The sequence below is a fragment of the Vibrio sp. SCSIO 43086 genome (assembly GCF_051132235.1).
GTDB lineage: Bacteria > Pseudomonadota > Gammaproteobacteria > Enterobacterales > Vibrionaceae > Vibrio > Vibrio diabolicus.
This window is the reverse complement of record NZ_CP072677.1, coordinates 2,141,458-2,157,968: the sequence shown is the minus strand read 5'-3', so window position 1 is coordinate 2,157,968 and position 16,511 is coordinate 2,141,458. Positions and strand designations below refer to the sequence as shown.

Genomic DNA, 16,511 nt, shown 5'->3' with positions numbered 1-16,511 from the left:
TGCCTTTGCTAAGGCGAAGGGACGTAAGGTATCAAAATGCAACAAAACGAACTAAAAACGCCATACTTCATGATTAATGAAGACAAGCTGATTGAGAACCTAGAGAAAGCAAAACAGCTAAAAGACATCTCTGGTGTGAAGCTTGTATTAGCACTGAAGTGCTTCTCAACATGGGGTGTATTCGACATCATCAAGCCTTACCTAGACGGAACAACCAGCTCTGGCCCGTTTGAAGTGAAGCTTGGCTACGAAACGTTCGGTGGTGAGACACACGCATACAGTGTGGGTTACAGCGAAGATGACGTTCGCGATGTGGCGAACATCTGTGACAAGATGATCTTTAACTCTCAGTCACAGTTAGCGGCTTATCGTCATATTGTCGAAGGTAAAGCATCGATTGGCTTGCGCCTAAACCCTGGTGTGAGCTACGCAGGGCAAGACTTAGCAAACCCAGCTCGTCAATTCTCTCGTCTTGGTGTTCAGGCTGATCACATCAAACCGGAAATTTTTGATGGTATTGATGGCGTAATGTTCCACATGAACTGTGAGAACAAAGACGTGGATGCGTTTATCGGCTTACTCGATGCTATTTCAGAGCAGTTTGGCGAGTACCTAGATAAGCTGGACTGGGTAAGCATGGGTGGCGGCGTGTTCTTCACATGGCCGGGATACGACATCGAGAAGTTGGGTTTAGCGCTTAAAGCATTCTCAGAGAAACACGGCGTACAAATGTATCTAGAGCCGGGTGAAGCGATCATCACTAAGACAACCGATCTTGTTGTAACAGTGGTTGATATCGTGGAGAACGTGAAGAAGACGGCGATTGTCGATTCAGCAACAGAAGCCCACCGTTTGGATACACTTATCTACAACGAGCCAGCGTCCATTCTTGAAGCATCTGAAAACGGTGAACATGAATACGTGATTGGGTCGTGCTCTTGTTTAGCTGGTGACCAGTTTTGCGTGGCGAACTTCGAACAGCCTCTCGAGATCGGACAGCGTCTGCATATTCTAGATAGTGCAGGTTACACCATGGTGAAACTGAACTGGTTTAACGGTCTACGTATGCCTTCGGTTTACTGTGAACGCTCGAATGGTGACATTCAAAAACTGAATGAATTTGACTACTCTGATTTCAAACGTTCACTATCTCAGTGGTCGGTGAAATAAAACGTATTGAGTATTAGAACGACAAAGAGCAGCTGAATTGCTGCTCTTTTTTATTGGGGAAGCGTTAAAGGTGTGCAGTTAGCTTTCTACGATTACACGAGTGTCTTCACTCAGAGATTCTAACTCATTAGCCACGTCCTCTATTTCTAGCTCGCTAGGCAATTTAATCGCCATTTTTGCGCTGAATAAGCTGGAGCTTACCCCACCGCCGCCTGCAATGAATACGCGTTGGCAATCCATATCTAGAATTGAAATGCCTTGATTATCGAGAACGTGAGTAATTTCATTCACAATACCTGCTCTATCGTTGGCATCTAAGCGAAGCTGAAAGATGGTGTCTTCACGATGCGAGTGAGGATCCGAGTCAACGAACCTAACCACAAGAGTTTGACATGAAGAGAACGCCTCTTTAACGATGTCGGCATTTTCTCTTGGAAGCTCTACTTTGATGACACCTGCAACTTGATCTTCGATAAAGTTTACTTTGCTTATCAGCCATTTACCGCCATTTTCATGAGTAATTGCTGCGAGTTCTTTGATAGTTGCGGGTGACGCTTGTCCGACAAAATTAACAATAAATACGGTGTTCATAGTGTCCCCTCCTGGAATAAGGTTTGGACGCAGTACGAATAAACGTGCTACTTAAGTTATTGGAATAAATCCTTTTATTTAGTGTAGGTGCTAGGAGAGGGTTATGTTTGATGAAAGTCAATTTTTGACACTAATTCGTGAAGCAAATAATTAAAACGATGTTTAGGGCACAAAAAAGCAGCCATCATAAGGCTGCTTTTCTACCGAGTATCAACTCAAGTCAAGGCTAAAATGTTACTTTTAGTTCGACACCGTAAAATTGGCTATCGTAGTTGGCACCTGCGTCCATTGCGAATTTTGCGACGTCTTGATTACCAAACCAAGGTGATGAATTAAATTGTAGCTCTGCACTACCGCCCCACGCATCGGTTACCCAATAATGGATATGCCCAACAGGGTTTAGGAAGAAGAGTGATACATCACCGACGGTTTCAGAGCCCATGACTTCGCCGCCGTTTGCTACAATATCTTGCTCAGCAGTGAGCATCATTTCGCCAACCACAGCACCAAAGAATGGTGTGATAAAAATATCCTGCCAAGATGGCACTTCTGCAAATGCCTCTACTCCGTACTCCCAAAAGAACGTTGACATGGTTGCGGAGTACAAGAATGACTGAAACTCGTTATAGCCAGCGTGGCGTGCGGCTGTGTAGTAAACGCCGCCAAAATAAGGGTGCATGATGTAGTTGAGGACATGTTCATCACGATCCCAAACAGGCCCGTCAGAGACATTATCTTTCCATTTTTGACCCAGCTTACTCATGTCTCGGTCTTCTTCGTCCCACTTAGTGATACTTTCTGGAAGGAAAGTCATCATACCAACGGTTGCGATACTCAGGCCAAGAATGGTGTATGTTTGACCCATGAGGTAATCCCAGTCTTTATCTTGAGGGATTATGAGATGTTTAGGCTGAAGCCCTGCATCAAGATTTAATGAATCATCATTATTCTGTTCAAACATAAGACCGCGATTTTGAGACTCGAAGGTGTACAGAGTCGTCGTTTCGCAGTAACCTGACAAGCAATCAGGTGTGTAAGAAAACTCCGTATGACTGGTCATATCGTACTGACTTGCGTGCGCAAGCGCTGACGAAGTCAAGCAAAGGCCAGTTAGAGTTTTCTTGAACATGGATGATTTTGACACAAAGGTCTCCGAGTTGATGGTGTGATGATCGGGCTCGCAATTATCCCTCAAAACATCAACCATTTAAATACTTGATCCTTATTTAGTCCCAATATATCTCGTCGAGATTCGTCCAAATAAAAAGAAAAATAAGCACTATAACGAATAATAGGATCGTGCTTATGTTCAGGAGTCAGTTGTGAAAATAGCAATGCTTAGTACCGGTGAGGAAGTGCTCCACGGTGATATTGTTGATACTAATGCGGCATGGTTATCTAGCCTGTTTTATCAACATGGATTTGGCTTAACAAAGCGCTCAACGGTTGGTGATAGCCTGTCGAGCTTGGTTGAAGAGTTTTTAATGTTGAGCTTCAACAATGACGTGGTGATCGTGAATGGTGGTTTAGGGCCAACGACCGATGATATGAGTGCGGCCGCCGCAGCGAGAGCTGCTGAGTGTAAACTCGTGCTTTTCAAAGAGTGGTTGCAGCATCTAGAAAGTTTGTATGCTCGACGTGGCATCCCAATGCCAGACAGTAACTTAAAACAAGCCATGCTACCAGAAACGGCTGAGATTCTGGATAACCCGATAGGCACGGCCTGTGGTTTCAAGATGCTGATTAATGATGCCATTTTTTATTTTACGCCGGGTGTGCCAAGTGAATTTAAGCTTATGGCAGAGACGCAAATTTTGCCTGATCTGAGAAGAGCTTTTCCAGAGGTGCAAGGTTCATGTTGTAGTCGAATCTATACGTTCGGCCTTTCCGAATCCGGCATCTCGGACAAGCTTGATCAGCTAAAACTTCCTCAAGGGTATGAGCTTGGTTATCGCTCTTACTTACCTTTTATTGAAGTGAAACTCTTTGGCCCTTCTGACCAGCTTGAACAGCGTTTGAAGTTGGTACAGATGATCAATAAGCATCTTGAAAGCAATACCGTTAGTATTGATTTACCTATGGTTGAAAATGTCGGCCAGCTGTTGGTGGATAAAGAGTTAACCGTGTCGGTTTCCGAAAAAAGCAGTGGTGGATACTTAACTTATTGGTTAAATAGTGATGAAAACGCTGAAAGGCAACTTGGACATGGTTGGGTACTACCAAGCCAGACTCAAGCGATGAGCAACAGCGGAGACCCATTAGCAGAAACGTTTGCTCTGGCAGGAGCGACGCGAGAGAAGTGTGGGACGGATTTATCACTCGTCACTGGCGATATTGAAGAGGGTGTTTTTTCCGTCGCTTTATCGACACCGTCAGGCGAGTGGGGAGCATTATATAAACTCTCGAAAAAGTATCCGCGCAATGATCAAGTTAAAGTGATCAGCACGGCAGCACTAGACTTGTTGCGTCGTTACCTAGAACGTAAACCGATGTTTGCACATTATGCATTTTTAGAGAAAGTTAAAGAGATGCATCTCCCAGGTAGTGCTTTATAACCAGAGACCTATAACAGCCTGAGAGATAAAACACGTAGATACAAAAAAGCCAAGGTAATCACCTTGGCTTTTGCGTTTTATACCGTCGAGTCACGTTATGCGCGCTGCTTTTCTTTCATCGCGTAGTTAACGCCACTGAGTGACAAATCCGATTTTGCTTTACAGATACAAGGTAATATCTCATCACTTTGCGTGTAAGCCATGGCAAAACCAACATACTCCACTTCACCAGATTCCAACTTGCAGCGACAAGCGCCACAGTGCCCATCACGACAGTTGTATTCTGGTAATAAGCCAGCTTGCTCCATTGTTTCCAAAATTGTATTGGAAGGGTTGGATTCAATACTGATGAGTTTGTTGATTTTGAGTGTTGCCATTACAGCTCGAATCCTTCGAAGTCGTCTGCGCGAACTTCATTGTCAATTTGACCCACAAGGTAAGAAGAAATTTCCGCTTCTTGAGGTGCAACTTGAACGTTATCTGAAGACAACCAAGCGTTAATCCATGGGATTGGGTTGGTTGTTGCTTCTGGATAAGCTGCAGGTAGACCTACTGCTTGCATACGGATGTTGGTGATGTATTCAACATATTGGCTTAGGATGTCTTTGTTTAGACCGATCATAGAGCCATCTTTGAATAGATACTCTGCCCACTCTTTTTCTTGCTCAGCCGCTTCTTTGAATAGGTCAAAACAGTCTTGTTTTGCTTCTTCTGCGATTTGCATGAAAGTGAAATCATCCTGACCGTTACGTAGCAGGTTGATCATGTGTTGCGTACCGTTCAGGTGAAGCGCTTCATCACGTGCAATCAGTTTGATGATTTTCGCGTTACCTTCCATTAGTTCGCGTTCTGCGAAAGCGAAAGAACATGCGAAACTTACGTAAAAACGAATCGCTTCTAGAGCGTTCACAGACATCAGACAGATGTACAGTTTCTTCTTAAGGTCGTACAGACTAACCTTAACTGTTTCACCGTTAAGGACATGCTCACCTTCACCGTAGCGATGGTAATCATTCGTCGCTTGAATCAAATCGTCGTAGTAGTGCGCGATGTCTTTTGCACGCTTCAGGATGTGCTCGTTCTCAACGATATCATCAAATACCACAGCAGGGTCGTTCACGATGTTACGAATAATGTGCGTGTAAGAACGAGAGTGAATCGTTTCAGAGAAAGACCAAGTCTCAATCCAAGTCTCTAGTTCCGGCAGAGATACAAGCGGCAGCAGTGCCACGTTAGGGCTACGACCTTGGATAGAGTCTAGAAGCGTTTGGTACTTCAAGTTAGAGATGAAGATGTGCTTCTCGTGATCTGGCAGTTTGTTGTAATCGATACGGTCGCTAGATACGTCTACTTCTTCTGGACGCCAGAAGAAAGAAAGTTGTTTCTCGATAAGCTTTTCGAAAATCTCAAACTTTTGTTGGTCGTAGCGTGCAACGTTTACTGATTGACCTAGGAACATTGGTTCCTTCAACTGGTCATTCTTTTTTTGGTTAAAAGTACTGTAAGCCATAATGCCTCAATTCCTTTTAAACCTCCCCATAAGGGGAGGTTATCGATAGTCTGTCTTTACGGAGTGTTGGGTGCGGGTAGATTAAATCTTACAACCGCCGCCAGCACAATCGTCATCTTGTGGTTGAACAGCGTCTTTCTGTTCATCTTTTGCGCCATCACGAGTGTTATGGTAGTAAAGCGTTTTCACACCAAACTTGTACGCTGTTAGCAGGTCTTGAAGTAGTTTCTTCATTGGTACCTTGCCAGTCTCGTAGCGTGACGGATCGTAGTTAGTATTAGCAGAGATAGCTTGGTCAACAAACTTCTGCATAATACCCACAAGATGTAGGTAACCGTCGTTCGAACCGATGTTCCAAAGCAGTTCATAGTTGTCTTTAAGTTCAGTGAACTCAGGTACAACTTGCTTCAGAATACCGTCTTTCGAAGCTTTTACTGAAACATAACCACGTGGTGGCTCAATACCGTTAGTTGCGTTTGAAATCTGAGAAGAGGTCTCAGAAGGCATTAGCGCAGTCAGTGTTGAGTTACGTAGGCCGTGCTCCATAATTTCTTTACGTAGGCTGTCCCAGTCGTAGTGCAGCGCTTCGTCACAAATTAGGTCGATATCTTTCTTGTACGTATCAATCGGCAGTAAGCCTTTCGCGTAGTTCGTTTCGTCGAATGAAGGGCACTTGCCTTGCTCTTTCGCCAGTTCTACCGATGCTTTAAGTAGGTAGTACTGCATTGCTTCGAACGTACGGTGAGTCAGGCCGTTTGCGCTACCGTCAGAGTATTTCACGCCATGTTTCGCTAAGTAATAAGCGAAGTTGATCACACCAACACCTAGCGTACGACGGTTCATCGTCGATTTGTATGCCGCTGGTAGAGGGTAATCTTGATAATCAAGCAGTGCATCTAGCGCACGCACAACAAGATCAGATAGCTCTTCGAAATCATCTAGAGACTTGATAGCACCAAGGTTGAAGGCAGAAAGCGTACATAGTGCGATCTCGCCCGAGTCATCTTCAACGTTAGTTAATGGCTTCGTTGGCAGTGCGATTTCTAGACATAGGTTCGATTGACGAACTGGCGCTACTTCAGAATCGAATGGGCTGTGAGTATTACAGTGGTCCACGTTCTGAATGTAGATACGACCTGTTGATGCACGCTCTTGCATTAGCAGAGTGAACATTTCAATCGCTTTAATCGTTTCTTTCTTGATTGAAGGATCGTTCTCGTACTTCACGTATAGACGCTCAAACTCTTCTTGGTTTTCGAAGAATGCGTCGTATAGACCTGGTACGTCTGAAGGTGAGAATAGTGTGATGTTGCCACCCTCAACCAAACGTTGGTACATCAGTTTGTTCAGCTGTACACCGTAGTCCATGTGACGAACACGGTTCTCTTCAACACCACGGTTGTTTTTAAGCACCATTAGGGAGCGAGCTTCGCCGTGCCACATTGGGTAGAATACAGTCGCTGCGCCACCACGAACACCACCTTGCGAACAACATTTTACTGCGGTTTGGAAGTATTTGTAGAACGGGATACAGCCAGTGTGGAACGCTTCACCACCGCGAATCTCTGAGCCTAATGCACGGATACGACCAGCGTTGATACCAATACCAGCGCGCTGAGATACGTAACGAACAATCGAGCTTGCTGTTGCGTTGATAGAATCAAGACTGTCGCCACACTCGATCAGAACACATGAGCTGAACTGGCGAGTAGGGGTACGTACGCCAGACATAATTGGCGTAGGTAGAGAAATCTTAAATGTCGATGTCGCATCGTAGAAACGCTTGATGTAATCAAGACGCGTTGCTTTTGGATATTTCGCAAATAGGCACGCTGCTACAAGGATATATAAGAACTGAGCACTTTCGTAAATTTGGCCCGTTACACGGTTTTGTACGAAGTACTTGCCCTCTAGCTGCTTAACTGCCGCGTATGAGAAGTTTAGGTCGCGTTTATGGTCGATGTACGCATCAAGTTCGTCGAGTTCTGCTTTTGTGTAGTCTTCTAGAATATGTTGATCGTACTTACCCATATCGACGAGGCGAGACACGTGATCATAAAGCGTTGGTGGCTCGTATTGGCCATACGCTTTTTTACGCAGATGGAATACCGCTAGGCGAGCAGCTAGGTATTGGTAATCCGGAGTCTCTTCAGAGATCAGGTCTGCCGCAGACTTGATGATTGTCTCGTGAATATCTGTCGTTGTGATGCCGTCGTAAAACTGGATGTGAGCGCGAAGTTCTACTTGAGAAACCGAAACATTATCTAGACCTTCTGCAGCCCAAGTGATAACGCGGTGGATTTTATCCAGATCGATACTTTCTTTACGGCCATCACGCTTGGTGACGGTAAGTTGTTGGTTCATTCTGCTTTATTTCCCTAAGAAAACTGATAAAAGCCGTATTTTTGTTTGTTTATGTGCAATATGAGTAAAGCTTGCGGCGGCTTTGTGATCAAAGTCTATCTATATATTGTCGCTTAAACACAACATATAGGGGTTCATTTGTTTGCGGGTTACAAGATAGTGCTATTACACTGATTTATCAAGGTACAGATCGGGGATGACTTGTGGATAACTGACAAAATGAAAAAAATCAGTAAGTGAACACTAACCGATGAGAAAAGGGCAGACTTGAATGGTTAAAAGCACGGTTTTGAGATCGGTTTAGAAATAACCGCATGCAAAAATATTTTCCTTGATCTTTGGCCGTTTTTATCTACGAAAAATAGGTTGGTTAAAATGGAATCTAGAGCACGAATTTTAGGCATAAAAAGACAAAAAAAGCGGCAACTTTGTGCTACCGCTTTCGATTCATTTTCTACAAAAAATGTCAATCACAAAACGCATTTTTTAACATAACGGCGTTCAGTATTTTTTAGTATGAACGATGTAGTTTACATCTACATTACGGCCGAGTTTGTAACTGTCATTAAGAGGGTTGTAATGCAGGCCTGTAATGCCCATTTCTGTTAGGTCTGTTTGGTCTATCATCTTCATCATTTCGGCAGGCTTGATAAACTTCTCGTGCTCGTGAGTCCCCTCAGGAACAATCTTAAGAAGCTTCTCTGCACCGACAATAGCAAACAAGTATGACTTGATGTTTCTGTTCAAGGTTGAGAAAAACACGTGACCACCAGGTTTTACTAGCGCAGCACAAGAGCGGATAACGGAGAGAGGATCTGGAACGTGTTCAAGCATCTCCATACAAGTCACGACATCGTAAGTCCCTGCGTTTTCTATAGCGTGGTCTTCTATTGTGCTCTGAATGTAGGTCAGTTGAGTACCTGTTTCTAATGCATGTAGTCGCGCGACTTCTAAAGGTTCTTTGCCCATATCAAGTCCAGTCACAATAGCGCCTTCTTTCGCCATGCTTTCAGCAAGAATGCCACCACCACAGCCGACATCAAGTGCGCGCTTGCCAAACAAGCCATTTGCTTTTTCAAGTACATAGTTCAAACGAAGTGGGTTAATTTGATGAAGTGGCTTAAACTCGCCTTCTAAATCCCACCATCGAGAAGCCATGTCCTCGAATTTCTTAATTTCACTTGGGTCGACATTTTGTGCTTTAGTCATAATTGGTTTTATTGCATTCAATCTGAGTCCTTTAGAGGGCGTCAGTATACTCCAACGTTTTATAACCAAACAACCTCGACGTGCTTAGTGAAGGGACAATGACAGAGTTCACTGGTGCGGCAACAACAGGCTCCTGTAACTTTGAAAGGGCTTGCATGTTTTTGGTTCATCCTTGAACTAGTGCCAGTGACAATACTCTAAAACCGGCATTTTTGACGTTGTGTGGATATATTGGGATTAACGATTTCAACTAAGTTCCATACGTACAGAGTCCGATTTTGCTCAATATTGACCGAAATATAACCACTAATCAGAAAGATATGGGATGAGTGTGCAAATTCTCGACATTTGATTCATAACCAAGCTCACAACCTGATAAAAGGAGAGGGAAAGTGATGCCGAAGTGATGAATTGTGTGTTATATTTTTGCACCTTACACGTATCGTAATTACGATCAGATAATAGAGGGATAATGGCTCTATGAGCGATTTAGCTAAAGAGATCACGCCCGTAAACATTGAAGATGAGCTTAGAGGTTCATATCTAGACTATGCGATGTCAGTCATCGTGGGTCGTGCTCTTCCAGATGTGCGTGATGGCCTAAAACCAGTACACCGCCGCGTTTTATTCGCGATGAACGTACTAGGCAACGATTGGAACAAACCATATAAAAAATCAGCCCGTGTTGTCGGCGACGTAATCGGTAAATATCACCCACACGGTGATAGTGCTGTGTACGACACAATCGTACGTATGGCTCAACCGTTCTCGCTTCGTTACATGCTGGTCGATGGTCAAGGTAACTTTGGCTCTATCGATGGCGACTCTGCTGCGGCAATGCGTTACACCGAAGTTCGAATGGCAAAAATTGCCCACGAACTATTGGCTGACCTAGACAAAGAGACCGTAGACTACGTACCAAACTATGACGGTACTGAGCAGATCCCAGCGGTTCTTCCAACTAAAATTCCAAACCTATTGGTTAACGGTGCTTCTGGTATCGCAGTAGGTATGGCAACCAACATCCCGCCTCATAACCTTGGCGAAGTGATCGATGGCTGTCTTGCATACATCAATAATGAAGAAATCACTATTGATGAACTAATGGATTACATTCCTGGTCCTGATTTCCCAACGGCGGCGCTGATCAGCGGTCGTAAAGGCATTGTAGACGCGTATAAAACAGGTCGCGGCAAAATCTACATGCGTTCGAAAGCGGACATCGAAGTGGAGAAGAATGGTAAAGAAACCATCATCGTCACTGAGATCCCATACCAGGTAAACAAAGCTCGCTTGATCGAAAAGATCGCTGAGCTAGTTAAAGATAAGAAAGTTGAAGGCATCAGTGCACTACGCGACGAGTCAGATAAAGACGGTATGCGTATTGTTATTGAATGTAAGCGCGACGCAGTGGGCGAAGTGGTTCTAAACAACCTATACGCTCAGACTCAGTTGCAAACCACTTTCGGTATCAACATGGTGGCCTTAAACAATGGCCAGCCACAGCTATTCAACCTAAAAGATATGTTGAAGTGCTTCGTTGATCACCGTCGTGAAGTTGTGACTCGTCGTACTATTTTCGAACTACGTAAAGCGCGTGAACGTGCCCACATCCTTGAAGGTTTAGCGCTAGCGCTTGCCAACATTGATGAAATCATTGAGCTTATCCGTAAGGCGCCAACACCGGCTGAAGCAAAAGCGGGCCTTATTGCTCGTGGTTGGGATTTAGGCAACGTTTCAGCAATGCTAGAGCGTGCAGGTACTGATGCAGCACGCCCTGAGTGGCTAGAGCCTCAATATGGTATCCGCGATGGTCAGTACTTCCTGACTGAGCAACAAGCACAAGCTATCCTAGATCTTCGTCTACACAAACTAACAGGTCTAGAACACGAGAAGATTCTTGGCGAATACAAAACACTTCTAGAAGAAATCGCTGAACTCATGCATATCCTTGCAAGCACTGAGCGTTTGATGGAAGTGATCCGCGAAGAACTTGAAGCCGTTCGCGACGGCTTTGGTGACGCTCGTCGTACAGAAATCACAGCTGCGAGCCATGATATCGACATGGAAGAGCTGATCGCGCGTGAAGACGTTGTGGTTACTCTATCGCATGGTGGTTACGTTAAGTACCAAGTACTGAGCGACTACGAGTCACAGCGCCGTGGTGGTAAAGGTAAGAGTGCGACCAAGATGAAAGATGAAGACCACATTGAGCGTCTTCTAGTGGCGAATACCCACGATAACATCTTGTGTTTCTCTACTCGCGGTAAAACATACCGTCTGAAAGTTTACCAATTGCCTCTAGCGAGCCGCACTGCTCGTGGTAAGCCAATTGTGAACATCCTTCCACTAGAAGAAGGTGAGCGCATTACCGCGATTCTGCGTGTTGATGAATTCTCTGAAGACAAATTCATCTTCATGGCAACAGGTGACGGTACGGTTAAGAAAACGCCGTTGAACCAATTTGCAAATGTTCGTTCAAATGGCCTGATTGCAGTAAACCTACGTGAAGACGATTCGTTAATCGGTGTGGATATCACTAACGGCGAAAACGAAATCATGCTGTTCTCTAAAGCGGGTAAAGTGGTTCGCTTTAAAGAAGCAGAAGAAATTCCAGTACTTGACGAAAATGGTAAGCCAGTTCTTGATGAGAATGGTCAGCCAGAGATCAAGTTTAAAGGTGTTCGTCCTATGGGCCGTACCGCCTCTGGTGTGCGTGGTATGAAACTGGCTGAAAATGACCAGGTTGTATCACTTATCGTTCCTTCACACGAAGGCGACATCCTAACGGTTACAGAAAACGGTTATGGTAAACGTACAGCGCTGAGCGAGTACCCGACAAAAGGTCGTGGCACTCAAGGTGTAGTTTCTATCAAAGTTTCTGAGCGAAACGGCCCGGTAGTTGGTGCTATCCAGGTTGTTGAAGGTGATGAAATGATGATGATCACCGACGCTGGTACACTAGTACGTACTCGTGTAGGTGAAGTTAGCCAGGTTGGTCGTAACACGCAAGGTGTAACGCTTATCCGTACTGCGGAAGACGAATCTGTTGTTGGTTTGCAACGTATTGAAGAAGTTGATGAAGAAGAGCTGCCTGCTGGTGAAGAAGCAGAAGCGTTAGAGTCAACAGACGAAAATACGCAGCAAGATACTCCAGAAGCGCCAGCCGCTGATGATGCAGAGGAAGGTAACGAAGAGTAATCTTTCGTTACTATTCTAATGTAAAAAGCCGAGCCTCAGTTGCTCGGCTTTTTTGTACCTGTATCAACGCAATACAAGCATTAAACCAGTACACTAATACTCAGTTTGTCTAGGGAGCGCGTTATGTCTGTTTGGTTTTTCATTGCCATCACTTTGATGGGATTATTCGTCGTCGTATTATCGCTCAGCGCTTCAAGAGTAAGAGCGGCACAATGGTTCGGTTTTTGTGCTTTGGTACTAGTGTTAACCAGCGCTAGCTTCTTATTGTTGCGTCAATCTCCTCCACAACCTATTCAAGCTGAAGTCTCTCGAATGATGACTGCTCGCGATATCATGCAGGAAATTCAAGACCAATTACGTGAAGACCCAAACAATGCCGAATTGTGGTTTCAGTTAGGGCAGGGCTACCTGCTAGAGGGAGAACTGGATGGCGCACTGATTTGTTTTGATTACGCCATCCAACTAACTGAGCCAGTCGGTGCCACGCAACTTGCTGCGAAAGCAACGACCTTATACTACATTCACCAGCAATCAATGACGCAAGAAGTCAGTTTGCTTCTAGAACAAGCTTTGCAGATAGAACCGCATAATGAAGCGGCTTTGTCGTTGATTGCCAATGATCATTTTCTGTCATTCCGCTTTCAGGAAGCCATTGATACTTGGGTGCTATTACTCGACTCGAACGATCCAAGCTTAGATCGAGTACAAATTATTAACTCGATCAATAAAGCGAAAGAGCTGTTGTAGGCGTAGACTCTAATAAGTAATAGAAGAAAGGTGGGGGACGAATGAAGAATAAAGCGTTCGGAATATTGGTGGTGCTGTGCGGCGCTGTATTAGCGGGCTGTAGCTCTTCCGATCATTCTGGTTCTTCCTCTTCGGTTTATTATTCTTCAGATTATTACGACCCTTGGTGGTACGATCATGACGACTACTGGATTTATTACTATCCGGGTTGTTGCGACAACGACGATGAATACAAAGAGAAACTGGAAGAGTGGTGGAATGGTTTAGATGAAGACCAGCAGCTATCCATCAAAGACAAAGTCGAAGATTGGAAAGACGACGATATGTCCGCCAATATCGATAACATGAAGCGACAGCTTGACGATCATTGGCAATCGCTGCCTGACGAGCAAAAGCAGGAGATTCAAACCAAGTGGGAGAACCGCCCCGAGCGCATCGAGCCTACGGCTTTACAAGATAAAGCGGTGAAAGAAAAGGTTCAACAAAGAAAAGCATTGCCGGAAACGAAGATTCAGCGCCCAGTTACACGCCCAAATGTGCAGATGCCTAAAACACGTCCACATATTCAGCCTAGGCCGAGACTTCCTCGTCGCTAATCTGTTTTCCTCTGCCTTCTATCAAACAAAAAGGGCGCAACGTGCGCCCTTCGTTTTATCCATTTAACCTAGTGTAATCGATACTGATCAGTACGTTGCTTCGCGCTCAGCAGCTGCTTTATCCCATTCTGGTGCCACCGTTTCTAAGAAGTGCTTCTTATCTGCGTTCATCTTTTCCATATCCATACCTAGTGCTTGTTGCGCTTTTGCTTTGGTCGAGATATCTGGAATTTGAACTGGGTCAGTAATACCTTTTGTTGCCAGTAAACGAACTAACTTGGTACGGGCGTCAGCGGCGCGATCAACTGCGGTACCGAGTACTTCAAGTGCTACCTCAGGAGCATGCATGTGAACACCGTGAGAAGCAATCGCGTAGTCCCAGCGCCATTGGGCATGGCGAATATCTTGTAGGATGGGTTGCATCTCTTCTTCTGTTGCCCCTGCTTCCCATGCTGCACCAGCTTCAAAGTGCGCTGCCACAATTTGTTTCTCGGCGGTTAGCTTCATGTTCAGTACTTGCGCTTTGCGAGTCGAAACGATGCCTTGTAGTTGCTCTTTGGTTTGAGTATGGCATTGCGCACAGGTGTCTTCAAAACGATCAAACGGGTTACCCACTTTGTGGTCGGTGTATACCGTACCGTCTTCTTTGGTTACTTTAGGCATGTGACAGTCCACACACACCACTTTGTTTTTGCCATGAATACCCGCTCTCCAAGTTTCGAAACCTGGGTGTTGCGCCTTAAGCATTGGTGCTTTAGATACGGCGTGTGTCCAATCTTTAAAGTTCAACGCGTCGTAGTATTTCTCCATATCAGCGACGTTGGTCCCCATGTCCCATGGGAATTTGACTGCTTTAGTCGGACCTGTGAAGTAGTACTCGACATGACATTGAGCGCAGACTGACGCTTGTTTATCTAAGCGAGATTGTTGGTCAAAATTTTTGCCGATGGTGTCAAAAGCACGCTCGACGTATGGGCGAGTCAGTGCCAGTGCGGGTTCGCCTTTCTTGAAGGCTTCAGAACCCGTATTGTGACAGTCGGAACAACCGATAGGGTTGACGATTTCTGAGCCCAAGCGCGCCCATTTACCTTCAAAATAGCCGTCTTCACCGCGCTCTTCAATTACGCGGGCGACATCTGGGCTTTTACAACTCCAACAAGCCATCGGCATTGGCCCGGAGTTTTCGTCTGCTGGTGCGCCAGTTCTGAGGGTTTGCCTCACATCATCAAGCGCGTAAAAGTGACCGCGCGCTTTGTTGTAGTCTTTAGCAAAACCATAACCGGCCCACAAGATCACCATGTTTGGGTCTTCACTTAAGGCATCTTCAATATGCTCGCTTTCCGATGTGGCTTTCCAAGAGTGATATTGGTCAGGATGGTTTTGTTCAAAGGTATCATTGCGAGGCTCTATGAGACCAGTATCCTCTGCCGCCAAAGGAGCACCAACCAAAAATAATTGGCTGGCGAATAAGGTCGCAACCGCGATAGGTGCGCTCATCCAGTGTTTTATGCTCACGGTGTTATCTCCATATTCGTTTTTATTAGCAGCGTTGTGAGGAGCTATTCCAAATAAGAATCGGAGATCTATCGTTAATATTAATAGTGAATTGAATAGATGAAATAGTGACCGAAATTGGCCTTGTTTTAGATCAATTTATGCTAGTGATCTTAATCATGTTTAAGTTCATATACCCCTAAAGTGGTATGTTGTAATCCCCTTTAATCACAGCGTGTTATGGGTATAACCATTCTAAAAATAAGGTGATTAAGGTCGCTTTTTGAACATGTGATTCTACCTCTTAGGAATTATAGAGGTATTATAAATACAGGTTTAGCGTTGTGGCTTTCCAAAATAAGAATTGATGTCATTTGAAGGTGTAAAAATATCTTCAGAGGAAATTAATTGTTGCTCAAATAATAGTTGATAAGAGTTATCAATTATTATCGAGCTAAGGAAAGAAAAATATGGGCAATATAAAATTGACCATAGAGACAATGCTGAAATTTCTCTTCATCTTTGCCATCTATGGTTTTTTCACCGCCGCCCATGCGACTTCTTCAGAGCCAGTTGAAGGTGCTCAAGCTGAGCGTCATCAAGTCGAGTTGATCCGTGACCGAGACTATAAATGTCTTCAATGTCATAAGGATGCTAAAGATACTCTGAATCTATCGCATGATTCGCAAGCGTTATTGAGTCAAGGTAAGCAGCTCAATTGCACTAACTGTCACAGCAACATCGGCCCTGATCACCGTGAAGGTGCACCCGATGTGATTAAGTTTTCTGCTGCGCAATCGAAAGCGGTGCACGACAAAGTGTCCCTTGACCCAAGCTTGATTCTCAAAGCTAATAGCCAGTGTGTGGATTGTCACGCGCCACTTAAGTTAAGAGAAAAGCATTGGACGCACGATGTGCACGCCAAGAATCTCACTTGTTCAAACTGTCATGATGTTCATGCCGCAAAAACCAAAGCTTTGTCTTATGACAGAAAACAGCTGATTAAGCAGTGTGTGGATTGTCACTCTGAATTTGCCGTCGAACCTGAACTTGCCAAAGAAGAGGAGAGATAGC

The 16,511-nt window shown here is 44.7% G+C and carries 13 protein-coding genes; 6 read left to right on the top strand and 7 right to left on the bottom strand.

Going from position 1 to position 16,511, the window contains the following annotated elements; translation table 11 throughout:
- Window positions 1-36 precede the first annotated feature (36 nt).
- Window positions 37-1,170, top strand: a complete 1,134-nt coding sequence (gene nspC, locus J8Z23_RS10320; protein ID WP_048625711.1) for a carboxynorspermidine decarboxylase — start codon at window positions 37-39, stop codon at window positions 1,168-1,170.
- Between the two features lie 78 nt (window positions 1,171-1,248).
- Here nspC and J8Z23_RS10315 read toward each other — a convergent pair whose 3' ends face one another.
- On the bottom strand, window positions 1,249-1,761 hold the full coding sequence (locus J8Z23_RS10315) for a glycine cleavage system protein R (protein WP_005394795.1): 513 nt from the start codon (window positions 1,759-1,761) through the stop codon (window positions 1,249-1,251).
- 226 nt (window positions 1,762-1,987) lie between these two features.
- Entirely contained in the window at window positions 1,988-2,890 is a 903-nt protein-coding gene (locus tag J8Z23_RS10310) for a DUF3943 domain-containing protein (RefSeq protein WP_031780425.1), read from the bottom strand.
- A 193-nt stretch (window positions 2,891-3,083) separates the two neighbouring features.
- Here J8Z23_RS10310 and J8Z23_RS10305 point away from each other — a divergent pair, with 193 nt between their 5' ends.
- Entirely contained in the window at window positions 3,084-4,316 is a 1,233-nt protein-coding gene (locus J8Z23_RS10305; protein WP_053808905.1) for a CinA family nicotinamide mononucleotide deamidase-related protein, read from the top strand.
- Between the two features lie 95 nt (window positions 4,317-4,411).
- On the opposite strand, the gene yfaE is transcribed toward J8Z23_RS10305, so the two are convergent.
- From yfaE to ubiG, 4 genes are all read right to left on the bottom strand, one after another.
- A complete protein-coding gene (gene yfaE, locus J8Z23_RS10300) occupies window positions 4,412-4,693 on the bottom strand; it encodes a class I ribonucleotide reductase maintenance protein YfaE (RefSeq protein WP_005376817.1) in 282 nt (93 codons plus the stop codon).
- On the bottom strand, window positions 4,693-5,826 hold the full coding sequence (gene nrdB, locus J8Z23_RS10295; protein WP_005376818.1) for a class Ia ribonucleoside-diphosphate reductase subunit beta: 1,134 nt from the start codon (window positions 5,824-5,826) through the stop codon (window positions 4,693-4,695). Before nrdB ends, yfaE begins: the two co-directional genes overlap by 1 nt.
- Before the next feature lie 81 nt (window positions 5,827-5,907).
- Window positions 5,908-8,190, bottom strand: coding sequence for a class 1a ribonucleoside-diphosphate reductase subunit alpha (gene nrdA / locus J8Z23_RS10290; RefSeq protein WP_434633380.1), 2,283 nt, complete (start codon window positions 8,188-8,190; stop codon window positions 5,908-5,910).
- A 501-nt stretch (window positions 8,191-8,691) separates the two neighbouring features.
- On the bottom strand, window positions 8,692-9,399 hold the full coding sequence (gene ubiG, locus J8Z23_RS10285) for a bifunctional 2-polyprenyl-6-hydroxyphenol methylase/3-demethylubiquinol 3-O-methyltransferase UbiG (protein WP_031780424.1): 708 nt from the start codon (window positions 9,397-9,399) through the stop codon (window positions 8,692-8,694).
- 480 nt (window positions 9,400-9,879) lie between these two features.
- Here ubiG and gyrA point away from each other — a divergent pair, with 480 nt between their 5' ends.
- The 3 genes from gyrA (at window position 9,880) to J8Z23_RS10270 (ending at window position 13,943) form a co-directional block, all read left to right on the top strand.
- Window positions 9,880-12,600: a DNA topoisomerase (ATP-hydrolyzing) subunit A gene (gyrA, locus tag J8Z23_RS10280; protein ID WP_085343492.1), complete on the top strand. Its 2,721-nt coding sequence runs from the start codon at window positions 9,880-9,882 to the stop codon at window positions 12,598-12,600.
- 123 nt (window positions 12,601-12,723) lie between these two features.
- Window positions 12,724-13,347, top strand: a complete 624-nt coding sequence (locus J8Z23_RS10275) for a TPR domain-containing protein (RefSeq protein ID WP_006743142.1) — start codon at window positions 12,724-12,726, stop codon at window positions 13,345-13,347.
- 41 nt (window positions 13,348-13,388) lie between these two features.
- On the top strand, window positions 13,389-13,943 hold the full coding sequence (locus tag J8Z23_RS10270) for a hypothetical protein (protein WP_301659643.1): 555 nt from the start codon (window positions 13,389-13,391) through the stop codon (window positions 13,941-13,943).
- An 87-nt stretch (window positions 13,944-14,030) separates the two neighbouring features.
- Here the strand turns inward: J8Z23_RS10270 and nrfA are convergent, their stop codons facing one another.
- Window positions 14,031-15,440 carry an ammonia-forming nitrite reductase cytochrome c552 subunit gene (nrfA, locus tag J8Z23_RS10265; RefSeq protein ID WP_152812101.1) on the bottom strand — a complete coding sequence of 470 codons (1,410 nt, stop codon included), beginning with the start codon at window positions 15,438-15,440 and terminating at the stop codon, window positions 14,031-14,033.
- 467 nt (window positions 15,441-15,907) lie between these two features.
- On the opposite strand from nrfA, the gene nrfB reads away from it, so the two are divergent.
- On the top strand, window positions 15,908-16,510 hold the full coding sequence (nrfB, locus tag J8Z23_RS10260; protein WP_012841633.1) for a cytochrome c nitrite reductase pentaheme subunit: 603 nt from the start codon (window positions 15,908-15,910) through the stop codon (window positions 16,508-16,510).
- The last annotated feature ends 1 nt before the right edge of the window (window position 16,511 follow it).